Here is a 23,709-nt window from a genome sequence, read left to right as displayed (position 1 = left end):
GTAGATTGCCGCATGGCGATTCTTCTTTATAACATTAAAGAATTGTTTGGCATCCATCCGGCAAACGAAATTTTACGCGGTAGTGCCTTGGCAAATCTTCCTTCTATAAAAAACGCTTACGTAATTGTCGAAGGTGAACAAATTGCAGCCTTTGGAAGAATGGATGAATTGAAGCACAAGCCAAATGATTTTAACGAAAGCCTTGATGCAACGGGAAGATTAATGCTTCCATCGTGGTGTGACAGTCATACACATTTGGTGTTTGCCGGCAGCAGAGAAGGAGAATTTGTTGACAAGATAAAAGGGTTGAGTTATGCTGACATTGCAGCCAAAGGCGGCGGCATTTTAGCTTCGGCAAAAAAACTAGCCGAGGCTTCCGAAGACGATTTGTTCGTTCAATCTTATAAACGTTTGCAGGAAATAATATCACTCGGCACCGGTGCGGTTGAAATTAAAAGCGGTTACGGTTTGTCGGTTGAGAGTGAATTAAAAATGTTGCGTGTCATTAAACGTTTGAAGGGTGCCGCAAAGATTCCCATAAAATCAACTTTTCTTGGCGCCCATGCTTTTCCAACTGAATACAAAGAAGCAAAAGAAGATTACATTAAACTAATCATTGAAAAGATGTTGCCGCAAATTGCGGCTGAAGGCTTAGCCGATTACGTTGATGCCTTTTGCGAAGAAGGGTTTTTTACGACGGAACAAACGGAAAGAATTTGTCTTGCGGGAAAAGCATACGGACTAAAACCAAAGCTGCACGTAAACCAATTGAACAGCATCGGCGGAATACAAACGGGAGTGAAGGTTGATGCGGTTTCGCTTGACCATTTGGAAACAATGACCGACGATGACATTGAAATATTATCGAAAGCAAAAAATACCGTTGGAACGCTTTTGCCTTCAGCGGCTTTCTTTCTGCGCATGAATTATCAGCCCGCAAGAAAAATGATTGATGCCGGTTGCGCAGTGGCTTTGGCTTCCGACTTTAATCCCGGCTCTTCGCCTTCCGGTAACATGAATTTTGTAGTAGCCTTAAGTTGCATTCAACTGCGCATGTTGCCGGAAGAAGCCGTCAACGCAGCCACGCTTAACGGCGCGGCTGCAATGGAATTACAACACGAAGCCGGCAGCATTGCCACCGCCAAAAAAGCAAATTTGTTGCTAACCAAACCCGTTCCCGGACTTGCGTATTTGCCTTATTCTTTCGGCAATAATTTACTTGAGCGGATTATGCTTTGCGGCGACTGGAAATAATTGAAATGATTTGAAACAAATTCGTGTAATTCGTGTACCAAATTTGCTTGCATGAACCTCACACATTTTAAGCGCTACAACAAGAACGATGTTTTGTCTCTTACCCGGCTGCGCCGCTTTGAAACCAAAATCGGCGAAAGAGTAGAAGTTTTAAACGACGGCGACATTGCGCAAGCTGTAAAAAATTTGTCCGCTCAGTACGTTATTGTTGGTATTCCCGAAGACATTGGCGTGCAGGCCAATTACGGAACCGGCGGTGCAAGCACGGCCTGGCTTTCTTTTTTGCAAGCCTTCCTTAACGCACAAAGCAATGACTTTTTAAGCGGCGAAGACGTTGCGGTTATCGGTCATTTTGATTTTGGAGACGTGCAATTTCTCATTGATAAAAACGCTTACGGGCAGGAAGAAAAAGTAGAAGCCTACCGTCATGCCGTAAATGGAATTGACGAAGAGGTTGAAGGATTGATCAAGATGCTTGTGGCGGAAGAAAAAACGCCCATCGTTATTGGCGGCGGACACAATAACGCATATCCCTTGCTCAAAGGAACAGCGAAGGGCTTGCATGCAGCGGGCATAATTGAACTGCCGCAAATCAATTGCATCAACCTTGATGCGCACACGGATTACCGTCCGTCGGAAGGAAGGCATAGCGGCAACGGGTTTCGATACGCGGAAGAAGATGGTTTTTTGCAGAAGTATTGCGTTCTTGGCGTACACGAAAGCTACTTGCCGCAGAACGTTTGGATTGACATTGTCAACAATCCATTTCTTGACATCATTACGTACGAAGACATTTTTATTCACGAAAAAAGAAACTTTCGCCAGGCAGTAACGCACGCCGTTGACTTTACTTCAGATAATCATTGCGGCATTGAGATTGACCTTGACTGTGTGCAAAATATTTTGAGCAGTGCATCCACACCAAGCGGAGTACAAGCCATTCACGCACGGCAATACGTAAACCTTTGCGCTGCACATACCAAAGCCGCCTATCTGCACATTGCCGAAGGCGCAACGCAACTGGCGAACGGCACGTCCAATAATTTAACAGGAAAGTTCATTCAATACCTCGTCACTGATTTTATTAAGATGAATGGCGAGCTATGAGCTATCAGCATTCAGCAATTGGCTATCAGCCATGAACAGAGCGTTTGTAAAACGGCCCAGTTTCTAAAAGAAAAAGCTCCTGTTTCGCAAGAGCTTTTCTTTTTAAGTCATATTCTGTTTACAACTGATAGCCGTTTGCTGCTCATCCAAGCGCCGAGAGGTATTGCGAATACGCGTAACCTTCCTCTCCGTCTTTTGAGCGGATAAGCCACCACTGTTCATTGGTTTTGTTAATGACCGTTACCGTCTCGCCTTTGGCCGCTTTGCCCACAATGGGCTGATCTGTACCCGGTCCGCGGCGAATGTTCAAATTCGATTCATTGGTGTTCACTTTTGCTTCTGAACCAGACGTGACGTTTGTGTTCACGTTCATGATGACATCGCCGCTTTTAAAATCCGGATCAATCTGGTTGTACAAATTCCACAACTGGTCTTTTACGGCGGCAGAGGGTGCCGTACCGTCAATGTAGAGTACGCCGTCCTGTTCACGCACCTGCAAGTTGCTTACGCCGGCTCCCTTTGCCGTGTCAATTAACTGTTTGTATTTATCCTGAAGTGCCATTGTTTGCCTCCTTTAATTTTACGGTTAAATTGTCGCGGTTGATTTGTTTCGGATGAAGCGAATTAAGCGTTGGCGTAATGCGCATGTTGTCTTCCCGGCTGATGGTGCCCGACAAATAAATCACGCCATTTTCTACGCGGGTTTGCAAGCCTTTGATGTCCTTTGTTGCATCCGTTACGCCTTTTTTTAAGTCGTCATCACCGGATATTTCTACCGGCGTTGTTGCGGCCGGCGGCTCTACAGGCTGCACAGTTGGGGCCGTTGTGGTTTCAGTTGTTTTGTCTTTGTCCTTGCCTTTGCAGGAATAACCCGCAAACAATAAAACGGCCAGTGCCGTTGATAAAAAAATTTTTTTCATGTTTCTGCTTTTTGTTAAAGGTTCTATAGTCTATACAACTCTTGTACCATGAACCCGCAAGGCAGGACACGCTTCGTCTTTCATCACCGTTTTAATGTCAATTGTGCGTTTGCACGACTGTTGAAAAGAAAGGATTTCAGGATCGACTATGAATGAGTTCTTGGAGGTGTCGTGCAATTTCGCTGCGTGAATATTGTTTCACTTGCGAATCGTTGTCCGAAAGGTCTATCGCACCTTTTTCTCTCCATTGCAAAACCAGTTTTTCCAAATACGCAGTAAGTGCAGCCAGTTGATTGCGGTCGAAGGTTTCGCCGGCTTTGCATTCTGCAATTATCGCACTCGTTTCCGCTTCTTGTTTCGTGATGTTGATGATGGGTTTGTGTGCGGCAAGGTACTCGTAAAGCTTTCCCGGAATCACCATTTCTTCGTCTTTGGTCACAGGGTTTACAAGCAACAAGACCGTAGAAGAAAAAAGAAGCTGCACGGCCTTTTCGTGCGGCACATAACCCATGTCCTCGGTAATGGACAACAAGCCCGCCGCATCAATTTCATTGCGAATGCTGCCGGCCAGCACGCCGGCAAAACGAAAACGGAATGACACGCCGGGAAATTTTTGCGTCGTGTGTTTCAAGGATTCGATAAAAACCTGCGGCCGGTAGTAATCGGCCATCGTTCCGGTGTATGTAATCACAAATTCTTTTTGTGGCGCTGCAACAACTTTCTGCGGAAACAATTTTTCGTCATAGCCAATGCGAACAATTTTTATTTTGTCAGGCGATAAACGTTCCGATTTCAACAAAAGTTTTTGCTTGTATTTCTCGCCAACTGTCAATACCAAATCAGCGCTTTCTAAAATGCGTTTCTCTAAGCCGGCGTCAATTTTTTTTACAACCGGGAGATGGTAAAGCATGTTGTAATAAATCACGTCCGTCCACAGGTCGTGAAAATCGGCAATCCAGAAAAGTCCGTGTTTTTGTTTCAAGGCTTCGCCGATAAAATGCGTTGAGTGCGGCGGACCCGCGGTAATGACGCAATCAAATTTTACATTCTGAATCAATCGTTCTGCGGCTTTCATGGCGAACGGTTTCCATCCTTTGCGCGGATCGGGAATGAAAAGATTGCCGCGAACAAAACGGGTGATTTTTTTTACGAAAGACGGATTGCCTTCATTGGAAAAAGCCGGTTTGGGAATACTCTTTTTTCCGAAGATGAACGTAAAAATCCCAAAAGGCTCTCTCGTTTTTGTAGAGTGAACTTTTATAGACGGATGAACTTCGTTCACCAGGCTTTCGTCACGCAACTGAAAAGTCGCTTTCTTCTCGTCCACCGTTAACACATAAACGTTGTTTTCCGCTGCCAGCAAGTTGGCAAAGGAAAGCCAGCGCTGCACTGCGGCGCCACCGCTCGGCGGCCAATAATAGGTAATGATGAGAATGTTTTTCACGAAATACTGTATTCCTTTTTTACGTCAGAGAAAAGATTACTGTATTCTTCTGCAAAGCGATCCATTCCAAAATGGTGATAGGCGTAGTCAATATTGTTGGCTGCAATGGAATGCAATAATTGCGGATTTTCTACAAGCTGCAAGATGTGATTTTTTGCTTCAGTCACAACTGCTTTCTCATTTAAAAAATCGTTGAGCAAATAACCATTAACACCGTCTTTGATGTGCAGAGGCACTTCACCAACGGCAGTAGAAAGAATGGCAAGGCCTCTTGCCATTGCTTCCATCACCACCATTGGAAAACCTTCGGTGTCCGAAACAAGAATCAAGGCAGAAGCACCGAGGTAAATTCTGTTAATCTCTTCCGCATCACTTTGATTGCCGAGGAAAACGCAATGCGAACGATAGCGTTCAGGCATGGCCGCTTCTACATCGCCCATAAAAACGAAACGAATTGCCGGTGATGTTTCGTGCAAAAGACTTGCGGCTTCGCCAATTAAATGCACACGTTTTTCCGTCGTGCCGCGACCAACATAAAGCACGGTAAACTCTTTCTTATCACTGTTTGATTCTGATCTCTGCAAAGGCAGTTCAATGCCGTTCATGATGAACGTAATTTTTTTATCGTAGCGATGCGGAATGCCGTAGCTCCGGTACAAATCCAAATGCTCCTGAATGCGGATAGTACTGATCATTACCGTACGGGAAATGAACGGAAGAAAAGGAATACGGATGTACGAAAAGCTGCACAGCGAATGTATCAATTCGATTTGCGGAATGCGCTTGCTGATCCACGGCGAAAGCTTGTAACCGAAATTGCATTGGCCGTTAAAAACAACTGGCTTTTTCGTTTGATTGTTGATGTAAGCCGCAATCAGTCCGCGAAAAATAATGTTGACGAAATAGATCCACTTGTTGTCGGTGTATTTCGAAATGTCCCGCATCTCGCAACCCGAAGCCGCAAACTCGCGGTAGAATAAATCGTTCTGTGATTTGCGTGTAAAGAAGATGATGCAGTTTTTGTTGCCGATGGCTTTGGCAATGTTGAGATGTACTTTTTCGGCACCACCGATGTGATAAAAAGGAAAGAAAAAAAATATTTCGTATTCACGCTTCAACGGATACCGCTTGGCCAAAACCTTTCCAAGCAGGATGAGAGGGGCCATTAAGATGTCCTCAATCCAACGCTTGAAAAGTAACAGGCGGTATTTCATTTTCTTGTCAAGAATTTTTTTGCGCCTTTCCCCGCGGCACGTCCTAAATCGAGCATGGCTTCTTTTGCTACGCGAAGATCAAAGGCGTTGAATTTGCCGCTTTTCATGCGTGCAGCGAGGTAGCGTTGTTTACACCGGAAATGTTTCAAAAAAAAATTTGTTTTTCGCAGCTTGCTTTGTGTAACCGAGGTTTGATGCACACGGTAATAAAGCAAGGGCTTTGCAATTTTTTCAATAACGTAACCGTCTGCTAAAAGCCGCAACCAAAGATCGTAGTCTTCAATATTTTTTTGCGACGAAGAATAAGGATAAGCTTTGAAGACTTCAGCCCGGCCCATCACGCTTGGATGCGTGAGGCAATTTTCCACCGGCATTCGTTTGCGGATTTGCGCCGCGCTAACAAAGTCCCTGTCTTTTTCGGAATACCCCATTTCCGCTCCGCTTTCATCAATGATGATGTTGAAAGAGCCGACGATTGCCGTGCCGGGATGTTCGTTCAGCCATTGACTTTGTAACTCCAATCGTTCCGGGAAACAGATATCGTCGGCGTCCATGCGGGCAAGGTATTCGCCTTGCGCTTCGGCGACGGCTTTGTTCAGCGAATAAATCAAACCGTTGTTTTTTTCATTTTTGATGTACCTGATTTGCTGGTTCTTGTAACCAAGTATGATCGTTTCGGAATCATCGGTTGAGCCGTCGTTGATAAGAATCAGTTCGAAATCGTTAAAGGCTTGCAGCAACACGCTGTCAATAGCCTGCTTTAAATATTTTTCCGCGTTGTAAACGGGCAATATCACCGAAACTTTTGGCATCAACAGGCAAGAATTTTTTTGTAAGCGTCGGCCGCAATAGTACGCCAATTGTATTTTTTAAAAAAGGCTTGCGGCGTTTCCGTGGTCCTTTGCGATGCGGCGATGATTTTTGAAGCGAAGGCATTCCAGTCGCCGTCACGCACAGAAAAAATTTTATTTTCTGCGTTGCTTATGCCAACGGTTTTGCTTCTAAAACACACAACGTTTAAATGATAGGAGAGAGCGTCCAGTGTTTTTGTTTGCAGGCCGCCGCCACTCAAAACAGGATTGATGAAAACATCGGCGGCTTCAAAATACGTTTCAATGTTGTCCACTTCACCGGCCAACAGAAGTCGGTCGTTTTGCAGATCATTCAGGTATTGAAATTTTTTGAAACGGTTTCGTCCGCACACGATGATTTTATAAGGAAACGATTGTTGATTCAACAACGGAATTAAGTTTTTTTCAACCGAAACAACCGCGTCAGCGTTCGGCACATAATCAAGCGTACCGGCAAAAAGCAAGATTCTTTCATTCGCTTCAACACCGTGCTTTTGTTGAACAATGTGTCTGGCTTTCGCCTTGTTAAACCCTTTCATCTCGTCAACACCGTAAGGAATAACAGCGAGGTTCTTTGGTGTTAAATCAAACTTTCGTTGTGCGGCGTTTAAATCGGCTTCCGTTTTAAAAAAGACAGCATCAGCAGCCCGCAAGATCAGCCGCTCCAGGTGAAACAACAATCCCCACCACCATTTTTTTTGTTCTTTAAAGCGCAGGTATTCGATGTTGTGCGTGTTCACAACCAGTTTAACGCCAAGAAGTTTTTTGCAAAGCATTCCGGCCAATCCATAGTAAGGAAATTCAAGCAAAAGATGCGTGATGCCTTCGCGTTTTGCAGCGGTATAAATCTTTTGCCATGCAAACGGATTCAATACCTGTATTTTCCCAACCGGCAAAATGTTTTCAATGCGGTAGTTTGTTGCGATGCTTTCGTTGTTTTTTGAACAAAGACAAATCAGCGGAGCGCATTTAGCCAAATGCTGATTAAAAAATGCAACGGCTTTTTGCCCGCCGAATTTTGGCGGCAAAACTTTAAACCAAACGACGCTTAAGAGTTTGCAGTTACCGGTTTTATTTGCTTCCATGCCCGCCATTCAAAAAAGATTGCTGCCGCAATGAGCAAAAGAAGTGCGATGGTGAAAATGGTGGTGAGCTTGCGGCCTAATAAATAATCCTGTGGCTCAAAACAAAATTCGATTTTGTGTGCACCAGCAGGAACCAGCAAACCACGCAGCACGTAGTTTACTTTTACAATCGGTGCTTCTTTCCCGTCAATAAAAGCTTTCCAACCCGCATCGTAATATACCTCGCTGAAAACCGCAAACTGGTTGCTGTTGCTGTTGAACGAATAATTGGCAACGTCGTTATCGTTCTTGTCAAGCGTGATGGTTCCTTCGCCTGTCCAAGCCGTCGGACCGGAAATTTTGTTGCTGAATGATTGCTGCATCACGGCTGTATCTCTGGGATTAAGCGTGGCAAAAGCGGCCATTTCTTCCCGCGCATCTTTCACGACTTTCAATGAACGCACCAACCATGCCGGCCCCATCGCCGCTTTGTTTTGCGTAGCAAATTGCGTTTGGCCGGAATTGGGGTCTTTTGCAATGATGTATTTCGCGTTCAGCATGTTCAGCGCAGGCATGTGTAGGGAATCAAGGCCTGCGGGATTTGACTGCAAAGTCGTGCCCAAAAGGTTCGCTTCCTGCGAAAGTTCTTTTTCAATTAACTCCTGGTAGATGCGCAATTTGGCCGGATGATAACCGCCAACAGCGTTAAAATGATAAGCTGTGAAGTTTTCATTGAAAGGGTTGAGCAAATTAAAAACGCGGAAATAAGATTTGTCAGCAAGAATGGATTTGTCTTTGTCGTTTGGCACAAAACCCGCATCGTTATCTGTTTCTTCCTGGTAATCTTCTTTACTTAAATAACGGCTGTCAACGGGCAGCAAATCAACCAAAACCACCGCCGATAAAATCAAACCCAAAACAACCGGTTTTACCATTTTGCGTACAGCAAGATAAAGTGCGCCGGCACCTAACAAGCAAAAACCCAATGCACGAAAAATGTCACTCAACATCATGGATTTTCTATCGGCAACCAGTCCGTCAAAAAAGCCGCGAACGGACTCGGTTAGTTGCGGCTGTCCCGACGAAGCCACCTGGCGCAAAATTTCTTTATCGTTGGTGTTTTTAAAATCGAAAGACATGTAGCAAAGCAAGAGCAACACGAATACAACACCAACCGCAATCAACCCTTTTTTAAAGTAAGAAACGAAGGCCTGTTTGTCTTTTTCGCAGAGCACTTTGTCAACGGTGAGCACGGCCATCAGGGGAAGAAGCAACTGCGGAATAACGAGAATCATGGACGGCGCACGAAACTTGTTGTACAGCGGCAGATAGTGGTAAAGAAGTGTGTTGAAGCCGATGAAATATTTACCCCAACTCATTAAGATGGCAAGAATACAAGCGGCCAGAATCCACCATTTGTAACGGCCATCTACAAGAAAAAAGCCGATGATGGCAAGAAAGCAAATAACGGCGCCGATATACGGCGGACCCGACGTGCCAACCGAGGTCGGACTAACCAGCCCACCCCAATAATAGGAGAGCGGAAGTTGGTTGCGCAATTGTTCGGGAACCGTTGCAGCAGCTTGCACAGCTTTTGAATCATCCTGGCTTACTTCGGGTTTGCTGCTGCTTCCGCCAAAGGCACGCGGAACCATCATCACAATGGGTTCGGAGGGATAAAGGCTATAATCAAAGGCATAGTCTTTTGTCAAACCTTTCGCCGCATCGCCTTCGTGTTTTTCTGCCAATTCTCCTGCGCCGCCTCTGATGGTTTGCTTTTGGTATTCGAGCGTGGAAAAAAAGTTGACCGAATTAATCAGAAGACCAATCACCGCAGCCACGCCAACAAAACCCAATGCTTTTGCAAGATGTGTGTAGTCTTTCGCCTGAACCCAACGAATAATGTAAACAACGGTGAGCACTGCAGCGATTAAGAAAAAATAATAATCAATCTGCGGATGGTTTACGGCTATCATTACCGAAGCGATCAAGCCTGTTAGCGCCGCGCCGATCCAGTATTTTCTTCGTTCATAAACCAACAAGATTGCGCCCAGCAAAGCGGCCATGTACGCGATAGACCACATCTTGGTTTCATGACCCACAGAAAGAATCACCGCGTTGTACGTGGCATAACCGTAAGCAAGTGCGCCAAAGATGCCGATGTAAGGATTAATGCGCAACACGCAGCACAAAAAATAAAAACAAATACAGGCAAGAAAGAAAAACTGGATGGGTTTGGGTAAACTAAGCGTAAGTACTGCGTGTGCATACCAGGGCAACAAATTGTTTCCCGGCATACCGATTTGAAAGGCCGGCATTCCGCTGAACAAAGCGTTCGTCCAAAGCGGGTACTGGCCGTGCGTTTCGGCGTAAACCTGCGATTGATGAATGGCGCCTTTCCAGTGCGTTACGTCGCTTTGATTGACGACTTTTCCCTCCAGCGCCGGCTGACAGTACAATATAGAAACGAGCAAAAACACAACAAGTGCAATAAAGTGTGGAAGGATTTTGGCAAAGGGGCCTTTCTTCATACGTTCAGTTTAAACGCGACAAAATAAACTCATTTGACCTAATATTGTCCATGCGCTGGCTTTTATTTTTGTCGCGACTGGCTTTTGTTTGCAACTGCTTTTTTCTTTTAGCACTCTCTTTACAATTCGGTCGTTGGTTTCAAAATCAGGATGCCGAAGCGACCATCATCATCATCGGTTATTTTATGTCGGCGTTGTTAAATCCGGTTGCACTTGTTTGTTATGCGCTTTTATTTTTTGTAAAACGTGCGGGCTTGAATCCCGTTCCAAAATGGTTGATGGTTGCCAATTCGCTATTTTTAATCTTTCAAGTTTTTTACATACTTCATCTCAATGGTCGCTAATATTTTAAAAGACAAACCCACGAAACTGCTGCTGGGCATTTCGGCTTTTTTTGTTGCCAACGCCTTGATTGCCGAATCCATCGGCACTAAGATTTTTTCGCTTGAAAAATTATTCGGGCTGCATCCCGCAAACTTTTCTTTGTTTGGTCAAAGTGGACTGGCCTTTAATTTAACCTGCGGCGTTTTGCTTTGGCCACTCGAGTTTGTCATCACCGACATCGTCAATGAGTTTTACGGGCCGAAAGTCGTGCGCCGTATTTCTTTTACCGCCATTGGTTTGATTTCGTACGCTTTCCTGATGTATTTTCTTGCCATCGGTACGCCGCCAGCGGATTTTTGGTTGGGTAGTCAAAAGAGCAGCGGCATTGACAACATGCAAACTTCCTTCAACGCCATCTTTGGGCAAGGTATGCGCATCATCATCGGCAGCCTTGTTGCGTTTTTGGTCAGCCAGTTGGTTGATGTTTACATTTTCCACAAAATAAAAAAGATCACCGGCGATAAACACATCTGGCTGCGGGCCACGGGTTCAACGGTGGTGTCGCAGTTGGTGGACAGCTACATTGTTTTGTTCATCGCGTTTAGCGGCGTGTTTCCCTGGCAATTGATCCTCGGCATCGGCATCGTAAACTATTGCTACAAGTTTACCATGGCATTGGTACTCACGCCTGTCATTGTTTTGGTAGAAAAGAGGATGGAGAAATATTTAGGACACGATGTGGCTCGCAAGATGAAAAAAGCGGCGATGGGACAGGAGGAAGCATTAACGCCGATACCAACGGCTGGTTAAGGGTTTTTCTTAACCATTTGCACCACTAATTTGTCAATCGGCAACGTAAGATCTTTTTCTGAAATTTTATCGAGAGGAATAAAGCGAAACGTTTCAATTTCTTTTTGCACCTCGTAAATTTTCAGTTGCGCTTCATCAAATTGAAAAGGTGCGCTGCGCAAGGGAACGGTAATTTCTTCCAGCGCCTTCGCGTAATAATAAATGGAAATGATTTGCTGGTCGGGACGAAAGGCCGACATCTGGTAAAAATCGGTGGTATAAATGTGTTCGCCTATCTCTACTTTCAAATTCATTTCTTCCATGAATTCGCGTTTCAGGCAATCGCGGGTGCCTTCGCCAAACTCCAATCCACCGCCGGGAAATTTGGTGTAGTAACCACCGCGAATGTATTCATCACTTACCAGCAATTCGTTGCGGTCGTTGATTAAAATGCCGTAAACGCGAAGGCTGAACATGAATGATTTCTAATTTGAATTTTGAGATTGCGTAAACGCGGATGGCTTTTGCAGAAAAGAAGAAATCAGAAATCAGAAATCTCAATCTCTCCTTCAAAAACTTTCGTTGCGGGACCAATGAGCCAGATGTTTTTGAACCCGTTTTCTGTCTTGTCAAATTCAACGTTCAACATTCCGCCTTTGGTTTGCACGCAAACGTAGTTGTAGCCGTTCTCGTTGTGATAGTTCACAAGGGCTGATGCCGTAACGCCGGTGCCGCAGGAATAGGTTTCATCCTCCACGCCGCGTTCGTAGGTACGTACAATTATTTTATCGGGTTCTCCGGTTTGCTGCACAAAGTTCACGTTGACACCTTCATTTTTAAATTCATCGTTGTAACGTACGGCACGGCCAGCGTGGTACACATCAAGTCCCATTACATTTTCAACAATCTCCACGTAATGCGGCGAACCGGTATTTAGCACATACTTGTTATAACGCGACTGAACATCCGATACATCGTTCATCTTTAGCGCTACGTTGCCGTTGGCTTCAATCCTCGCTTCGTGTTCACCGTCAACCGCAATGAAGTGGTATTGTGATTTCAGGATGCCCGTCTCATCGGCAAATTTTACAAGGCAACGGCCACCGTTTCCGCACATGGTGCTTTCGCGCCCGTCGGCGTTATAATATTTCATTTCAAAATCGTATTGCGGATGAGGGTTCAGCAACATCAGGCCGTCGGCGCCAACGCCAAAGCGACGGTCGCAAAGAAAAGCAACCTGCTTTCGTGTAAGCTGAATCTTGTTCTCGCGGTTGTCGAAGATGACAAAGTCATTTCCGGTTCCCTGGTATTTATAGAAATGAAGGCGCATGATTAATTGGATGAAAGAATGGACAAAGTTTTTTGAATAAGTGCATCAATGGTCTTTGCGCTGTCTTTTGAAAATTCTTTTGCCACGCGGTTTGCTACGATGGCGCTTAATGAAAGACAATGATGGCCGAGCAGTTTACCCAAACCATAAATGGCCGATGTTTCCATTTCGAAATTGGTGATGCGGTGCTGGCCAAAACGAAAGTCAGTGAGTTGGTTAATCAGGTCAGGATTTTTTACGCCCAGCCGAAGCACACGACCCTGCGGACCGTAAAAACCCGGACAAGTAACCGTAATGCCCTGATGAAAGCCGTCCACGAAATTTTTCAGCAACGAAGCACCGGCAAGACTGATGTAAGGATTGGTAATTTGCGCATTCAGTTGCGTATGCGTGATGAAGGATTGGAGCAGTTGACGTTCCTGTTCGTTGTGGTCAAGGCGGTAAAAATTCAACAGGTTATCAAGACCCAAACCGTGCGTGGAAGCCACGTAACTGTCAACGGGAATGTCTTCCTGCAAGGAGCCCGACGTGCCGATGCGCACAATATCTAACGATGACAGGGTTTCTTTGATTTGCCGCGTTTGAAAATCAATGTTCACCAGCGCATCCAGTTCGTTCAACACGATGTCAATATTGTCGGGGCCAATGCCGGTTGAAACCACGGAAAAGCGCTTTTGTCCGATACGTCCCGTGTGTGTGATAAACTCACGGTGCTGCCGTTTGACTTCTACTTCGTCAAAATATTTCGAGACGGCCGAAACCCGATCAGGGTCGCCAACGGTAATGATGGTTTGCGCCAATTCTTCGGGCCGGACATCCAAATGATAGACTGCGCCGCGTGGATTGATGATTAATTCCGATTCTGCAATTCGTTGCATGAGAAAAAAATGTTGGGTTCAAATATCGGCCATTCTATTTCAAAAAAACTCCTATTTTCGCACCCGCTCTTTGGAAACGGAAATCAGATATCAGAGGTCAGAAATCAGAGGTGAACTGAAAAATTAATTTCCTTCTGACTACCGAATTTTGACTTCTGACTTCTATTCTCTGGTACCGTGGCCGAGTGGCTAGGCAGAGCTCTGCAAAAGCTCGTACAGCAGTTCGAATCTGCTCGGTACCTCACTTCCCGTTCCGCCAAAAGCGGGACGGGATTTTTTTTATGCTGACGCCCGAAGAAGAAAAATTTGTGCAGTACTGGCAGGAACAACGCCAACACAAAAAACAATTTTTGCGAAAATTTTCAATAGGCCTGCCTTTATTTGCTGTGTTGGCCATTGCCTTTGTGGTGAATTTGGTTTCGGGCTGGTACGGCAAGGCCGACAACGAATTGCGCCAGTATTCATCGTTGATTATTGTCATACTGGTGGCGCTCGCCGGCATCGGTGTTTTTGTAACCATCTTTTCGGCTCGTCACCGGTGGGACCAAAACGAATCAGATTATCAAAGCCTGCTGCGAAAAAAAGAAAATGAACACTGACTTTATCGTAAACATCTTTCTATGAAGAAATTTTTTCTGATCGCTCTTGTTGCCGCACTTTTTCTAAGCTGTTCAAAAAATAAATGCGATTATAACGAATGCGGCATCGTGGCGCCGTCTTCCGAAGTTGCTTCCGTACAAGCTTATCTAACGTCTAACAACATTACGGCCACTCAACATTGCAGCGGCATTTTTTATGCGGTTGACAACCCGGGAAGCGGCAAGCAGCCAAACGGTTGCAGCACGGTTACCGTGAACTACGAAGGCAAACTAACCAACGGGACCGTGTTTGATCATACAAGTGCCGGCCAACCCGCAACGTTTAGCCTTGGTGATTTGATTACGGGCTTTCGCAACGGCGCTATTCAAATTAAAACCGGCGGCAAAATCCATGTGTACATTCCGCCTTCACTGGGCTACGGCAGCAGGGCAAGTGGAAGCATCCCGGCCAATTCAATTCTGATATTTACAATTGAATTGGTAAGCGTGGATTAGGCGTAGTACCGTTTTATTTCTCTCTGGCTAAATGAATTTTATTCTTCGCTGAAGAAAGACGATGCAGCGTAAAAACTCGAAAGCCTGTTTGTCGGCTACCTTTGTATAAATTCTTCATTCCGTGGCACACGAAGCGATTTCGGTATTTGACATGTTCAAAATTGGGGTTGGCCCTTCGTCTTCGCACACGCTTGGTCCCTGGCGTGCCGCGCAAAAATTCGTCGAGACGCTTCAGAAGAAAAATTTGCTTCAATCCGTCAGGAGTTTGAACGTTTTGCTTTACGGCTCACTGGCCAAAACGGGCAAAGGCCACGGAACTGACATTGCCGTTTTACTGGGCTTGAGCGGTGATGACCCCGTAACCTTCGAGGTCGAAAACATTAACGCAAAGGTTGACGATATCACCGCAATGAAACGGATTGTTTTGGGGAGCTTGCACGAAATTCCCTTTAACCCAACAGAAGATATTGATTTCTTACTCTCGGAATCGCTGCCGTTTCATCCCAATGGATTAAGCTTTCTCGCCGATTTAAAAAACGGTGAAAAAATTTCGGAAACCTATTATTCTATCGGCGGCGGTTTTGTCGTACAGGAAGGAGAGAAGGCCAATACAGGCAACGCCGTTTCGCTTCCATTCCCGATAAATTCTTCTGCTGATTTGTTGCATTGGTGTTTGAAAACAGGTCTTGCCATTCACGAAGTAGTATTGGAAAATGAAAACACCTGGCGATCAGAAAAAGAAACAAAAGAAGGCGTTTTAAAAACCTGGCAGGTGATGAAAGAATGCACTTTTCGCGGTTGCCATACAACAGGTACGTTGCCGGGAGGATTGTTTGTAAAAAGAAGGGCGGCCGACCTGGCTAAACGCCTGCTTAAAGAGAGAAAATATTCGTCGCACGAAGAGTGGATCGAAGCCATTAAACAAGGAGGCAATTCCTTTCAATACATTTTGGATTGGGTGAGTTGTTTTGCCCTTGCGGTGAACGAAGAAAACGCGGCCTTTGGCAGAGTGGTAACGGCGCCCACGAACGGTGCAGCCGGTGTCATTCCCGCCGTGCTGCATTATTACCTTGTGTTTGGCGAAAACGCAACGGAAGAAAAAGTGATTCAATTTTTGCTCACGGCATCGGAAGTTGGAAGCATCTTCAAAAAAGGCGCAACGATTTCTGCCGCGATGGGCGGATGCCAGGCAGAAATCGGCGTATCGTCTTCAATGGCGGCGGCGGCACTAACGGAAGTGATGGGCGGTACGCAAAGGCAAGCCTTAATGGCAGCGGAAATTGCGATGGAGCATCATTTGGGCATGACCTGCGATCCGATTGCCGGCCTCGTGCAAGTGCCCTGCATTGAACGAAACACGATGGGCGCTATCAAAGCCATCACAGCTTCGCAACTCGCTTTGCAAAGCTCTCCCGATTACGCAAAAGTTTCGCTGGATGTTGTTGTCGAAACCATGTGGGAAACGGCGCTGGACATGAATTCCAAATACAAGGAAACCGCTGAAGGCGGGCTGGCCGTTAATATTCCTTTGAGCTTGAGCGAGTGCTAAGTGAAGTTAATAAGTTACTGTTTTACTAAGTTAACAAATGCAGCCTGTAAGCACATAGCAACGTATTAACTTAGTAACACAGTAACTCATGATCAGAACTCCTTTACTACATTGTACAACGTATCCCTTTCTACCGGTTTTCTGTTCACTTGTTTGATTAACGTAACCAGATCTTCCGTGCTCATTGCGGGCTTCTGTTCTTCGGCGCCGGCCATTGAATAAATCTTCGTCGTGTCGTCAATCGTACCGTCAATATCATCCACACCAAAAGCCAGTGAAAGTTGTGCGTTTTTTCTGCCCAACATTGGCCAGTAGGCTTTCAGGTGCGGAAAGTTGTCCATGAAAATGCGGGCAACGGAATACATTTTTAAATCCTCTATAAGGCTCACTTCGGGCACGTGGCTCATGTCATTGTCGCCGTTGCGAAATTTCAACGGAATGAAGGTATTGAAGCCGCCGGTTTTATCCTGCAATTGGCGCAGGCGGCTCATGTGGTCAATGCGATGCGAATAGCTTTCAATGTGCCCGTAAAGCATCGTGGCATTGCTGTGGAGGCCTGCGTTGTGAATGGCTTCGTGAATTTTCAACCAACCTTCGGCGTCCACTTTATCTGCACAAATTTTTTGGCGAATGTCTTCTGCAAAAATTTCGGCGCCGCCACCGGGAATGGAATTCAAGCCGGCTTCTTTCAAAATCTGAACGCCTTCATCAACCGAAACTTTGGCCTTGCGAAACATGTAGTCGAGTTCAACTGCCGTAAAAGCCTTGATGTGCAAATCAGAGCGGTAAGCCTTGATTGCTTTCAACAAGTCAACAAAAAAATAAAGATTCATTTTTGGATGAACGCCGCCCACAATGTGAACCTCAGTGACTGGTTGCGAGTCATAGCTTTTAACGATGTTCAACATCTGGTCAAGACTTAGTTCCCAGCCTTCTTCCCGATGGGCGTATAACTGCGAATAAGCGCAGAAGTTGCAGGAAAAAACACAAACATTCGTGGGTTCAATATGAAAATTGCGGTTGAAATAAACATTGTCGCCGTGCAATCTTTCACGAACGCTGTTGGCAAGTGAGCCCAAAAAAGAAAGGCTTCCCTTTTCAAAAAGAAGGAGGCCTTCTTCCTCATTGATACGTTCACCGTTACCAATTTTTTCCGCAATGTTCTGCAGGGCCGGAGACTGGTCTTTGTAAAGTGTTTTTTCTGCTGTTAACATGACCGCAAAGGTAGCGGCAGAACAAAAAAAGTCCCGCTAAAATTGCGGGACTTGAACGAGATATTTTGCATTCGGAATCAATATTTCACAACCTTCTGCGTTACGTTCCGGCTTGCGTCGGTGTAGCCCAGTTCAACCATGTAAACGCCGGCTGCTTTTCCTGTCAAATCAATCGTCATTTGCCGGTCGGCATTGCCGCTGAACTGTTTTGTCCAAACCAGTTGCCCGGCAGAATTATACACGTTCAGGAATTTCAGGTTTGTCGGTGTCTGATAATGCCACACGCCAAAGCTGTTGTGGAAGGTTGAAGGGTAAACGACATAACCTTGTTGCTTCAACTGCGGCGGCAAGATTTGCGTACGCAGGTTTACGTTGTCAATGAAAATATTGTTTTCGAAGTTGTTCGTCACCCGGAAGATCAAGGCAATTTGATTGCTGCCGGAATACTGCGAGAGGTCAATGTTCTCAGCACGCCACTGATTCAGACCGGTTGGAATAAACTCGGCTGTCTGCGGATCGTTCGGGGCATTGATCGTTTGCAAATCGGTACCGTATTTTTTGTACACCGATGTAAACGTTGCGCCGCAATCTTTGGAAGCCAGAATTTCGAGTGTATCAAGCGGGATAGCCGTGCTGCCCGGGTAACTGTACGTTGAAGCTGCGAGGTCAAAGCTCAACTTAACAGAATCCACATCACTGTAACGAACAAAGGGTGTAACCAGGTCGTCTATTTGTCCATTGCTTGCGTAGTTATAAGTATTTACATAAGCCGAACCGGCATTTTTGCTACCGGCGGCATTACGTCTCCAGGTAATGCTGCCATCCGGATTTAATACCGTCCAGTTAGCAGGCGGAAAAGCAGTTCCAACAAAGCTTTCCACCAGCGGAGCAGACACGGTGTTCAATACGTTAAAAGAACGAGTCAACGTATCATTAAAGGTGTATTCATCGCCTGTGCCATTGGCTGTTACGGGTTCAAAAGAATAAACCTTTATTGTGTGTGTGCCTACCGTGGTTGTCATCGTTGACAGGTTAATGGTTGCTGTTGCAAACCGCGGTATAGAAACGCCCGTAACAACCGTTGCGGTTTGCGGCGCACCGTTGTCAACGCTGTATTGAACCTTGTAGCCGGTAATGGTTTCCGTACCGTTGTTCTTTAGCGTAATCGACGGCGTAAGGCTTGTGCTGCAGCTTAACGAAGCCGGCTGATTAATCGAAAGTACCTGAAGGTCTCGCCGGAAAAGCGGAACGATGTTTACGTTGTCAATAAAGATGTTGTTGCCGTAGTCATTGGTGTTGCGGAAAGCAATGAGCACGTTGTTGCCCGTTCCCAATACTGAGCGGCCAATGGCCACGGTTTCTCTTCTCCAATCACTCTCCAAAGGATTAATAAAAGAAGTTGTTTGCGATCCGCCGGTTGCCAGGGTTGCGCCAGCCTTTGAATACGTGGTAGGAACAAAGGTTGTTCCGCATCCCGTAACAGCAATCACCTGGAGGCGGTCGTTCGCGCCGGGATAATTGTGGTGCGCCACGTCAAAGCTGACAAAGAGCGAGTCATAATTCCCGGTGTTTACAAACGGTGAACGTAAATCATCGAGATGACCTACCACGTTAAAATCAAAATTGTCAATTGCAGCCGAACGTGCACTGTTGTGTCCCGGTGCAACTATTATCCATGTATTATCTCCATCAGGGTTTGAAACCGTCCAACCTGTGGGCGCAGCTTCAAATCCTTCTTGAATTGAAGTTCGAAGTTGCACAACGGTGAAGTTTCCTGTGATGGCGTTGTTGTTTGGTTCTTGCTCAGCCAATCCCGAAGGGAAACTAACACCCGATACCGACACAACAATCGTTTGCGCACCAGACGAAACGTTAGTTGTGGCAAGAGTAATCGTGGTACTGGCGCCGGGTGCAAGCGGCGTGTTCACAACCGTTGAAGGCGTTATGGCCACACCGTTAAGTGTGTAACTAACGGTAAACGTGTTAATGGTTTCTGATCCATTGTTTGTTACGGTTACCTGCGGCGCAATCGTGCTGGCGCAAACGTTATTAACTGGCGACACAAGTGTTACAACCTTAAGGTCACGGGCTACGACTTTTTCTATGTTGATGTTGTCAAGGAAAATATTGTTTCCCAGGCGCGCCTTGCTGCGGAAGATGACTTGCAGTTTGCCGTTTGCCAAAACAGACGCGGGAAGTATTATCGTTTCTCTTCTCCAATCTGTGGCCGCCGGATTAGCATAAGATGCGGCAACACCGCCAGCCGTAGCCAGGCTTACGCCCCACTTTTTATAGACTTCTGTGAAACTCACACCGCAATCGCCTGATGCCAAAACGACAAGCGTGTCAGGAAATGACGTTGTGGTACCAGAACCATAATACTTATAAGCCAGGTCGAACGAAACAACCACACTGTCCGTTGAACTTACTGTGTATTGAGCACTGCGAAAATCATCAACGTTGCCAGTGCCGTTGTTGTAATCGTTGATGTACAAAGAACCCGTACTGTTTTTGCCGGGTGTACCTCTAACCCAGGTAGAACCCGTGCCGCTCACCTTTATAACCGTCCACGGAGATGGAGGGAAAGCAGTGTTTTCAAATCCTTCGGCTACAGGCAAACTGCCGGCCGATGGAGCATTGACGGTAAGTGTTTGTACCAAGGTATCATTGGCAGGTACCGCATCAGCACTACCATTGGGTGCGGACGTATAGAATTTGAACGTGTGCGTGCCGACGGCCGCATTAACTGATGGTGTTAAGGTGACGACCTGTGTCCCGCCTGTTGGTATATTAACCGTAACGGTTTGCGAATTGGCTGCGCCGTTATCGAAGCGGTAACCAACTGTAAGTGATGTTAACGCAGTAGCGCCGTTATTTACAATACGAAATTTGGGTTGAATGGAAACTGTTCCTGCACAACCCGCAGCCGTTAAAACAGAAGGATAAGAAGTGCTGGTGCAACCTACTAAGTCTGTGCCACCGGGATTAACCGATGCAAGTGGGGCTGCATCCAACAGAACGGCGCCTGTCGGCGGTACGGCACCCTGCGAGGTTAAATAACCGGGCCGGCAAAATTCAAGTATGTATTCCATTCGCGACACTTGTCCTTTTGTAAACATCGAATAACAAGCATCGTCGGTATAATCCATATAATTCTGGTACATTTTGCCCGGAGGATTTGGTGCGGCCGAGCAACCCGAGGCAACAGACCCGTTTGGACAACCGGATGTCAGCGAGGTTTGCGTTGGCGTATCATCGCCGGGCGCCAGCAATGCAGATGGCAACGCACAAGTTCCAATGACCTGCTTGAAGTCATCACCGCAAGACGCATCCCCGTTAATGTGATAGAGGCCGAAATTATGGCCGATTTCGTGCACGGCCGTTCGAGCAAGATTGAATGCGCCAAAAGTGTAACAAGTGTTGCTTGAAAAGCCGCGGTAGTCAACGCAAATACCGTCAATGCCGACAGCGCTTGTTGTCGTTTCTGTTTGATTGCCGGCGCCGATGTTTGGCGCAATGCCCAACAAACCCGAAGTGCCGGCATCACCCACCCAAAGATTGTAATACTGCGTAACGTCCCAGGGATCCAAACCACCAGCCGATGTATGCTTTACGGCCTGATACGTCGTTAGCGCAACCTGCACGTTACCAACTTTTCTTTCAATACCGTTTGTCAACGTGCCTGAAGGCGTTCTTTTCGCCAGGGCAAACCGTATTTTGGAATGGCCGCGAACGCTGAAAAAAAGAGAGCCGTTTGCGCTGTCTGCATTTCGTCCGGCATAATCGGTATTGAGGCGGTTGATGAAGAACTGCACATCGGCATCGGTAACAATGTTTGGATTGGGAAGAACAATATGGACGACAATTGGAATGACTACAGAATCTGGCAAAGCACTCGTTCGCATCGTGCGGGACACCCGTCCGTTTTTTAAATCTTCAAGCGAAGCCTGATATTCCTGCAGCCCTCTTTCGTATTGTGCCCGGAAAACGGGATCATTTTTCAGGTTGTTTTCAAAAGCCGACCACGTTCCGCACCGCGTTACCTGTACAGATGTTGCTGTTTGCAGCGGCGTTTGAGCGCTTGAAAAAGAGGCGAAAAAAAGAAGAGGAATGAAAAACCTTAAGAGAGTAAAATTTTTCAAAGCAGTCTGATTTAGAGTGAAGAAATGAATAGCGTAACCAGTCAATTTAGTGAGTACAATAATACTTAATTCCACCCTTACCCTGAAAATTAATTCAGCTCGTCAGACGCGGAAGAACGAGTCATAAACGCCGTTTGCAAAAAGACTTGGGAGATGTGCGCAAAGGGTTTACAAACAATTGACCAACATAAATAAAAAAACATTTTGCACACAGTATGCTGTTCGTTTTTGATTTTCAAATGGGCTATCTTTCGTGCTTAAACAAAACCTGCTTGGTAATGAATATTAAGTTCCGTCTTACCTTAATGAGTTTTCTTCAGTTTTTTGTTTGGGGTTCGTGGTTAATCACCATTGGCGCTTTTTGGTTCCAGTACAAAAAATGGGCGCCCGATCAATTTGGTGCTATTTTTTCAACGATGGGAATTGCCTCTCTCTTCATGCCCACCATCGCGGGTTATCTAGCCGATAAATACATCAACGCTGAAAAACTTTACGGCATCTTTCATATTTGTGGTGGCATCGTTTTGTTTTGTTTGCCGATGGTAGCGTCGCCTACCTGGTTTTTTTGGGTGCTGTTGCTGAACATGATTTTTTACATGCCCACCATTGCTTTGTCAAATGCCGTAGCATATTCGGCTTTAAAGCAAAAAGGAGCCAACGTGGTAAAAGATTTTCCGCCCATCCGTGTGTGGGGGACCATCGGCTTCATTGTGGCGCTTTGGGTGGTTAGCCTTCTTCATTTTGAGACCTCACCCAATCAATTTTACGTGGCTTCGATTGCCGCGATTATACTCGGCCTTTATTCGTTTACGTTGCCGCCTTCACCGCCACAGGCAAAAACGGACAAAGCCGGAGAGAACACACAATCGGCTTTAAGCCTGAATGCGTTTGGCTTGTTCAAAAATTACAAGATGGCGATGTTCTTTGTTTTCGCCATGCTTCTCGGTGCCGCGTTGCAATTAACCAATGCCTACGGCGACACTTTCTTGCATGATTTTGCGGGAGTAGAAGCGTACAAAAACACAACGGCCGTAAAATACCCGGCCATCATCATGTCCATTTCCCAGATTTCTGAAACCCTGTTCATCCTGGCAATTCCTTTCTTTTTGCGGCGCTTCGGAATTAAACAAGTCATGCTGATTAGCATGCTTGCCTGGGTGCTGCGGTTTGGATTGTTTGCTTATGGAAACCCAGGCGATGGTTTGTGGATGATTGTTTTGTCCTGCATTGTTTACGGAATGGCATTTGACTTTTTCAACATCTCCGGTTCTTTGTTCGTGGAAACCGAAACCAGTCCGGCTATTCGTGCCAGCGCACAAGGGCTTTTTATGATGATGACAAACGGCGTAGGCGCTGTGCTGGGCAGCCTGATTAGCGGCTTTGTAATTCAACACTATTTTACCAACGCAAACGGCAGCAAGGACTGGCACGGCATCTGGATAAGCTTTGCGGCATACGCTTTCCTTATTGCCATTTTTTTTGTTGTTCTGTTTAAACACAAACACCAAATTGCAAGCGCCGAAATCGGTAAAGCTGAATTAAGAGAGATGACACCACATTGATAAGTACCGAAAGGAAAACACAAAACCCCGACACTTGCGTGCGGGGTTTTGTGTTTAGTACCTGAAAACGACTTAATTCAAATGCGCTTCAATCTTTTTTACAAAATTGCCTTTGGGTTGAGCGCCAACTAATTTATCAACCACTTGTCCGTTTTTAATGAACAAAATGGCAGGTATTGACGTAATGCCGTAGTTCATGCTCACCTGTGGATTCTCGTCAACGTTTACTTTGCCGATGTTTACTTTGCCTTCGTATTCTTTTGACAGCTCGTCAATCACGGGGCCAATTGCGCGGCAGGGTCCGCACCATTCAGCCCAAAAATCCACGATTGTCAGTTTATCGTTACTCAACACTTCTGTTTGAAAATTTGAATCGGTGAATGCTTTTGCCATAATTTTTATCTTTTAAGTTTTACCAAGAAGGTTTTTATTTCTGCGCAAA

At 45.9% G+C, this 23,709-nt stretch carries 21 protein-coding genes and 1 tRNA gene; 9 read left to right on the top strand and 13 right to left on the bottom strand.

Features of this window, described 5'->3' with window-relative positions; translation table 11 throughout:
- Nucleotides 1–12 precede the first annotated feature (12 nt).
- Both hutI and FSB75_RS03905 read left to right on the top strand, forming a co-directional pair.
- Nucleotides 13–1,254 carry an imidazolonepropionase gene (gene hutI / locus FSB75_RS03910; protein WP_146783070.1) on the top strand — a complete coding sequence of 414 codons (1,242 nt, stop codon included), beginning with the start codon at nt 13–15 and terminating at the stop codon, nt 1,252–1,254.
- A 51-nt stretch (nt 1,255–1,305) separates the two neighbouring features.
- The gene (locus FSB75_RS03905; protein WP_146783067.1) at nt 1,306–2,361 is read left to right on the top strand and encodes an arginase family protein; all 1,056 of its coding nucleotides are present in this window, start codon (nt 1,306–1,308) and stop codon (nt 2,359–2,361) included.
- A 142-nt stretch (nt 2,362–2,503) separates the two neighbouring features.
- Here the strand turns inward: FSB75_RS03905 and FSB75_RS03900 are convergent, their stop codons facing one another.
- The 7 genes from FSB75_RS03900 to FSB75_RS03870 all read right to left on the bottom strand — a co-directional run bounded on the left by FSB75_RS03900 (nt 2,504) and on the right by FSB75_RS03870 (nt 10,385).
- Nucleotides 2,504–2,923 (bottom strand): SH3 domain-containing protein, encoded by a 420-nt coding sequence (locus FSB75_RS03900; RefSeq protein WP_146783064.1) that lies wholly within the window; start codon nt 2,921–2,923, stop codon nt 2,504–2,506.
- Nucleotides 2,907–3,281, bottom strand: coding sequence for a hypothetical protein (locus FSB75_RS03895; RefSeq protein WP_146783060.1), 375 nt, complete (start codon nt 3,279–3,281; stop codon nt 2,907–2,909). Before FSB75_RS03895 ends, FSB75_RS03900 begins: the two co-directional genes overlap by 17 nt.
- 136 nt (nt 3,282–3,417) lie before the next feature.
- Nucleotides 3,418–4,725: a glycosyltransferase family 4 protein gene (locus FSB75_RS03890; protein WP_172623056.1), complete on the bottom strand. Its 1,308-nt coding sequence runs from the start codon at nt 4,723–4,725 to the stop codon at nt 3,418–3,420.
- On the bottom strand, nt 4,722–5,939 hold the full coding sequence (locus FSB75_RS03885) for a glycosyltransferase family 4 protein (RefSeq protein WP_146783054.1): 1,218 nt from the start codon (nt 5,937–5,939) through the stop codon (nt 4,722–4,724). The genes FSB75_RS03890 and FSB75_RS03885 overlap by 4 nt, the downstream gene beginning before the upstream one ends.
- Entirely contained in the window at nt 5,936–6,751 is an 816-nt protein-coding gene (locus tag FSB75_RS03880; protein ID WP_146783051.1) for a glycosyltransferase family 2 protein, read from the bottom strand. Before FSB75_RS03880 ends, FSB75_RS03885 begins: the two co-directional genes overlap by 4 nt.
- Entirely contained in the window at nt 6,751–7,884 is a 1,134-nt protein-coding gene (locus FSB75_RS03875) for a glycosyltransferase family 4 protein (protein WP_146783048.1), read from the bottom strand. Before FSB75_RS03875 ends, FSB75_RS03880 begins: the two co-directional genes overlap by 1 nt.
- Nucleotides 7,839–10,385 (bottom strand): YfhO family protein, encoded by a 2,547-nt coding sequence (locus tag FSB75_RS03870; RefSeq protein ID WP_146783045.1) that lies wholly within the window; start codon nt 10,383–10,385, stop codon nt 7,839–7,841. Before FSB75_RS03870 ends, FSB75_RS03875 begins: the two co-directional genes overlap by 46 nt.
- Here FSB75_RS03870 and FSB75_RS03865 point away from each other — a divergent pair.
- Together FSB75_RS03865 and FSB75_RS03860 are read left to right on the top strand one after the other, a co-directional pair.
- Nucleotides 10,352–10,729 carry a hypothetical protein gene (locus FSB75_RS03865; RefSeq protein ID WP_146783042.1) on the top strand — a complete coding sequence of 126 codons (378 nt, stop codon included), beginning with the start codon at nt 10,352–10,354 and terminating at the stop codon, nt 10,727–10,729. The two genes, FSB75_RS03870 and FSB75_RS03865, sit on opposite strands and share 34 nt — an antisense overlap.
- Nucleotides 10,719–11,519, top strand: a complete 801-nt coding sequence (locus FSB75_RS03860; protein ID WP_146783039.1) for a queuosine precursor transporter — start codon at nt 10,719–10,721, stop codon at nt 11,517–11,519. Before FSB75_RS03865 ends, FSB75_RS03860 begins: the two co-directional genes overlap by 11 nt.
- Here the strand turns inward: FSB75_RS03860 and FSB75_RS03855 are convergent.
- The 3 genes from FSB75_RS03855 to FSB75_RS03845 all read right to left on the bottom strand — a co-directional run bounded on the left by FSB75_RS03855 (nt 11,516) and on the right by FSB75_RS03845 (nt 13,706).
- Nucleotides 11,516–11,974 carry an NUDIX hydrolase gene (locus tag FSB75_RS03855; RefSeq protein ID WP_146783036.1) on the bottom strand — a complete coding sequence of 153 codons (459 nt, stop codon included), beginning with the start codon at nt 11,972–11,974 and terminating at the stop codon, nt 11,516–11,518. The two genes, FSB75_RS03860 and FSB75_RS03855, sit on opposite strands and share 4 nt — an antisense overlap.
- Before the next feature lie 65 nt (nt 11,975–12,039).
- Nucleotides 12,040–12,828, bottom strand: a complete 789-nt coding sequence (gene dapF / locus FSB75_RS03850; protein WP_146783033.1) for a diaminopimelate epimerase — start codon at nt 12,826–12,828, stop codon at nt 12,040–12,042.
- 2 nt (nt 12,829–12,830) lie between these two features.
- A complete protein-coding gene (locus FSB75_RS03845) occupies nt 12,831–13,706 on the bottom strand; it encodes a nucleoside phosphorylase (RefSeq protein ID WP_146783030.1) in 876 nt (291 codons plus the stop codon).
- 171 nt (nt 13,707–13,877) lie between these two features.
- On the opposite strand from FSB75_RS03845, the gene FSB75_RS03840 reads away from it, so the two are divergent.
- The 4 genes from FSB75_RS03840 to FSB75_RS03825 all read left to right on the top strand — a co-directional run bounded on the left by FSB75_RS03840 (nt 13,878) and on the right by FSB75_RS03825 (nt 16,349).
- A tRNA-Cys gene (locus FSB75_RS03840) sits at nt 13,878–13,948 on the top strand.
- Between the two features lie 108 nt (nt 13,949–14,056).
- Entirely contained in the window at nt 14,057–14,305 is a 249-nt protein-coding gene (locus tag FSB75_RS03835; RefSeq protein ID WP_146783027.1) for a hypothetical protein, read from the top strand.
- A 21-nt stretch (nt 14,306–14,326) separates the two neighbouring features.
- Complete coding sequence (locus tag FSB75_RS03830) at nt 14,327–14,800, top strand: FKBP-type peptidyl-prolyl cis-trans isomerase (protein ID WP_146783024.1); 474 nt, start codon at nt 14,327–14,329, stop codon at nt 14,798–14,800.
- A 121-nt stretch (nt 14,801–14,921) separates the two neighbouring features.
- On the top strand, nt 14,922–16,349 hold the full coding sequence (locus FSB75_RS03825) for an L-serine ammonia-lyase (protein ID WP_146783021.1): 1,428 nt from the start codon (nt 14,922–14,924) through the stop codon (nt 16,347–16,349).
- 92 nt (nt 16,350–16,441) lie between these two features.
- On the opposite strand, the gene mqnE is transcribed toward FSB75_RS03825, so the two are convergent.
- Together mqnE and FSB75_RS03815 are read right to left on the bottom strand one after the other, a co-directional pair.
- Nucleotides 16,442–17,563, bottom strand: coding sequence for an aminofutalosine synthase MqnE (gene mqnE, locus FSB75_RS03820; RefSeq protein ID WP_146783018.1), 1,122 nt, complete (start codon nt 17,561–17,563; stop codon nt 16,442–16,444).
- Between the two features lie 77 nt (nt 17,564–17,640).
- Nucleotides 17,641–21,705, bottom strand: coding sequence for a T9SS-dependent choice-of-anchor J family protein (locus tag FSB75_RS03815; protein WP_146783015.1), 4,065 nt, complete (start codon nt 21,703–21,705; stop codon nt 17,641–17,643).
- 278 nt (nt 21,706–21,983) lie between these two features.
- Between FSB75_RS03815 and FSB75_RS03810 the strand changes: the two genes are divergently transcribed.
- Nucleotides 21,984–23,267, top strand: coding sequence for a nucleoside permease (locus FSB75_RS03810; protein ID WP_146783012.1), 1,284 nt, complete (start codon nt 21,984–21,986; stop codon nt 23,265–23,267).
- A 72-nt stretch (nt 23,268–23,339) separates the two neighbouring features.
- On the opposite strand, the gene trxA is transcribed toward FSB75_RS03810, so the two are convergent.
- On the bottom strand, nt 23,340–23,660 hold the full coding sequence (gene trxA / locus FSB75_RS03805) for a thioredoxin (protein WP_146783009.1): 321 nt from the start codon (nt 23,658–23,660) through the stop codon (nt 23,340–23,342).
- Nucleotides 23,661–23,709 lie beyond the last annotated feature (49 nt).

Source organism: Flavisolibacter ginsenosidimutans (assembly GCF_007970805.1).
Classification (GTDB): domain Bacteria; phylum Bacteroidota; class Bacteroidia; order Chitinophagales; family Chitinophagaceae; genus Flavisolibacter; species Flavisolibacter ginsenosidimutans.
The sequence above is the reverse complement of the archived record's forward strand: the minus strand, read 5'-3'. Positions and strand labels throughout refer to the sequence as shown.

What these genes read in the sequence shown, in the direction of transcription:
- hutI (WP_146783070.1), top strand. Translation starts at nt 13, where the DNA reads ATGGCGATTCTTCTTTATAACATTAAAGAATTGTTTGGCATCCATCCG.
- FSB75_RS03905 (WP_146783067.1), top strand. Translation starts at nt 1,306, where the DNA reads ATGAACCTCACACATTTTAAGCGCTACAACAAGAACGATGTTTTGTCT.
- FSB75_RS03900 (WP_146783064.1), bottom strand. Translation starts at nt 2,923, where the DNA reads ATGGCACTTCAGGATAAATACAAACAGTTAATTGACACGGCAAAGGGA.
- FSB75_RS03895 (WP_146783060.1), bottom strand. Translation starts at nt 3,281, where the DNA reads ATGAAAAAAATTTTTTTATCAACGGCACTGGCCGTTTTATTGTTTGCG.
- FSB75_RS03885 (WP_146783054.1), bottom strand. Translation starts at nt 5,939, where the DNA reads ATGAAATACCGCCTGTTACTTTTCAAGCGTTGGATTGAGGACATCTTA.
- FSB75_RS03880 (WP_146783051.1), bottom strand. Translation starts at nt 6,751, where the DNA reads ATGCCAAAAGTTTCGGTGATATTGCCCGTTTACAACGCGGAAAAATAT.
- FSB75_RS03875 (WP_146783048.1), bottom strand. Translation starts at nt 7,884, where the DNA reads ATGGCGGGCATGGAAGCAAATAAAACCGGTAACTGCAAACTCTTAAGC.
- FSB75_RS03870 (WP_146783045.1), bottom strand. Translation starts at nt 10,385, where the DNA reads ATGAAGAAAGGCCCCTTTGCCAAAATCCTTCCACACTTTATTGCACTT.
- FSB75_RS03860 (WP_146783039.1), top strand. Translation starts at nt 10,719, where the DNA reads ATGGTCGCTAATATTTTAAAAGACAAACCCACGAAACTGCTGCTGGGC.
- FSB75_RS03855 (WP_146783036.1), bottom strand. Translation starts at nt 11,974, where the DNA reads ATGTTCAGCCTTCGCGTTTACGGCATTTTAATCAACGACCGCAACGAA.
- dapF (WP_146783033.1), bottom strand. Translation starts at nt 12,828, where the DNA reads ATGCGCCTTCATTTCTATAAATACCAGGGAACCGGAAATGACTTTGTC.
- FSB75_RS03845 (WP_146783030.1), bottom strand. Translation starts at nt 13,706, where the DNA reads ATGCAACGAATTGCAGAATCGGAATTAATCATCAATCCACGCGGCGCA.
- FSB75_RS03830 (WP_146783024.1), top strand. Translation starts at nt 14,327, where the DNA reads ATGAAGAAATTTTTTCTGATCGCTCTTGTTGCCGCACTTTTTCTAAGC.
- mqnE (WP_146783018.1), bottom strand. Translation starts at nt 17,563, where the DNA reads ATGTTAACAGCAGAAAAAACACTTTACAAAGACCAGTCTCCGGCCCTG.
- FSB75_RS03810 (WP_146783012.1), top strand. Translation starts at nt 21,984, where the DNA reads ATGAATATTAAGTTCCGTCTTACCTTAATGAGTTTTCTTCAGTTTTTT.
- trxA (WP_146783009.1), bottom strand. Translation starts at nt 23,660, where the DNA reads ATGGCAAAAGCATTCACCGATTCAAATTTTCAAACAGAAGTGTTGAGT.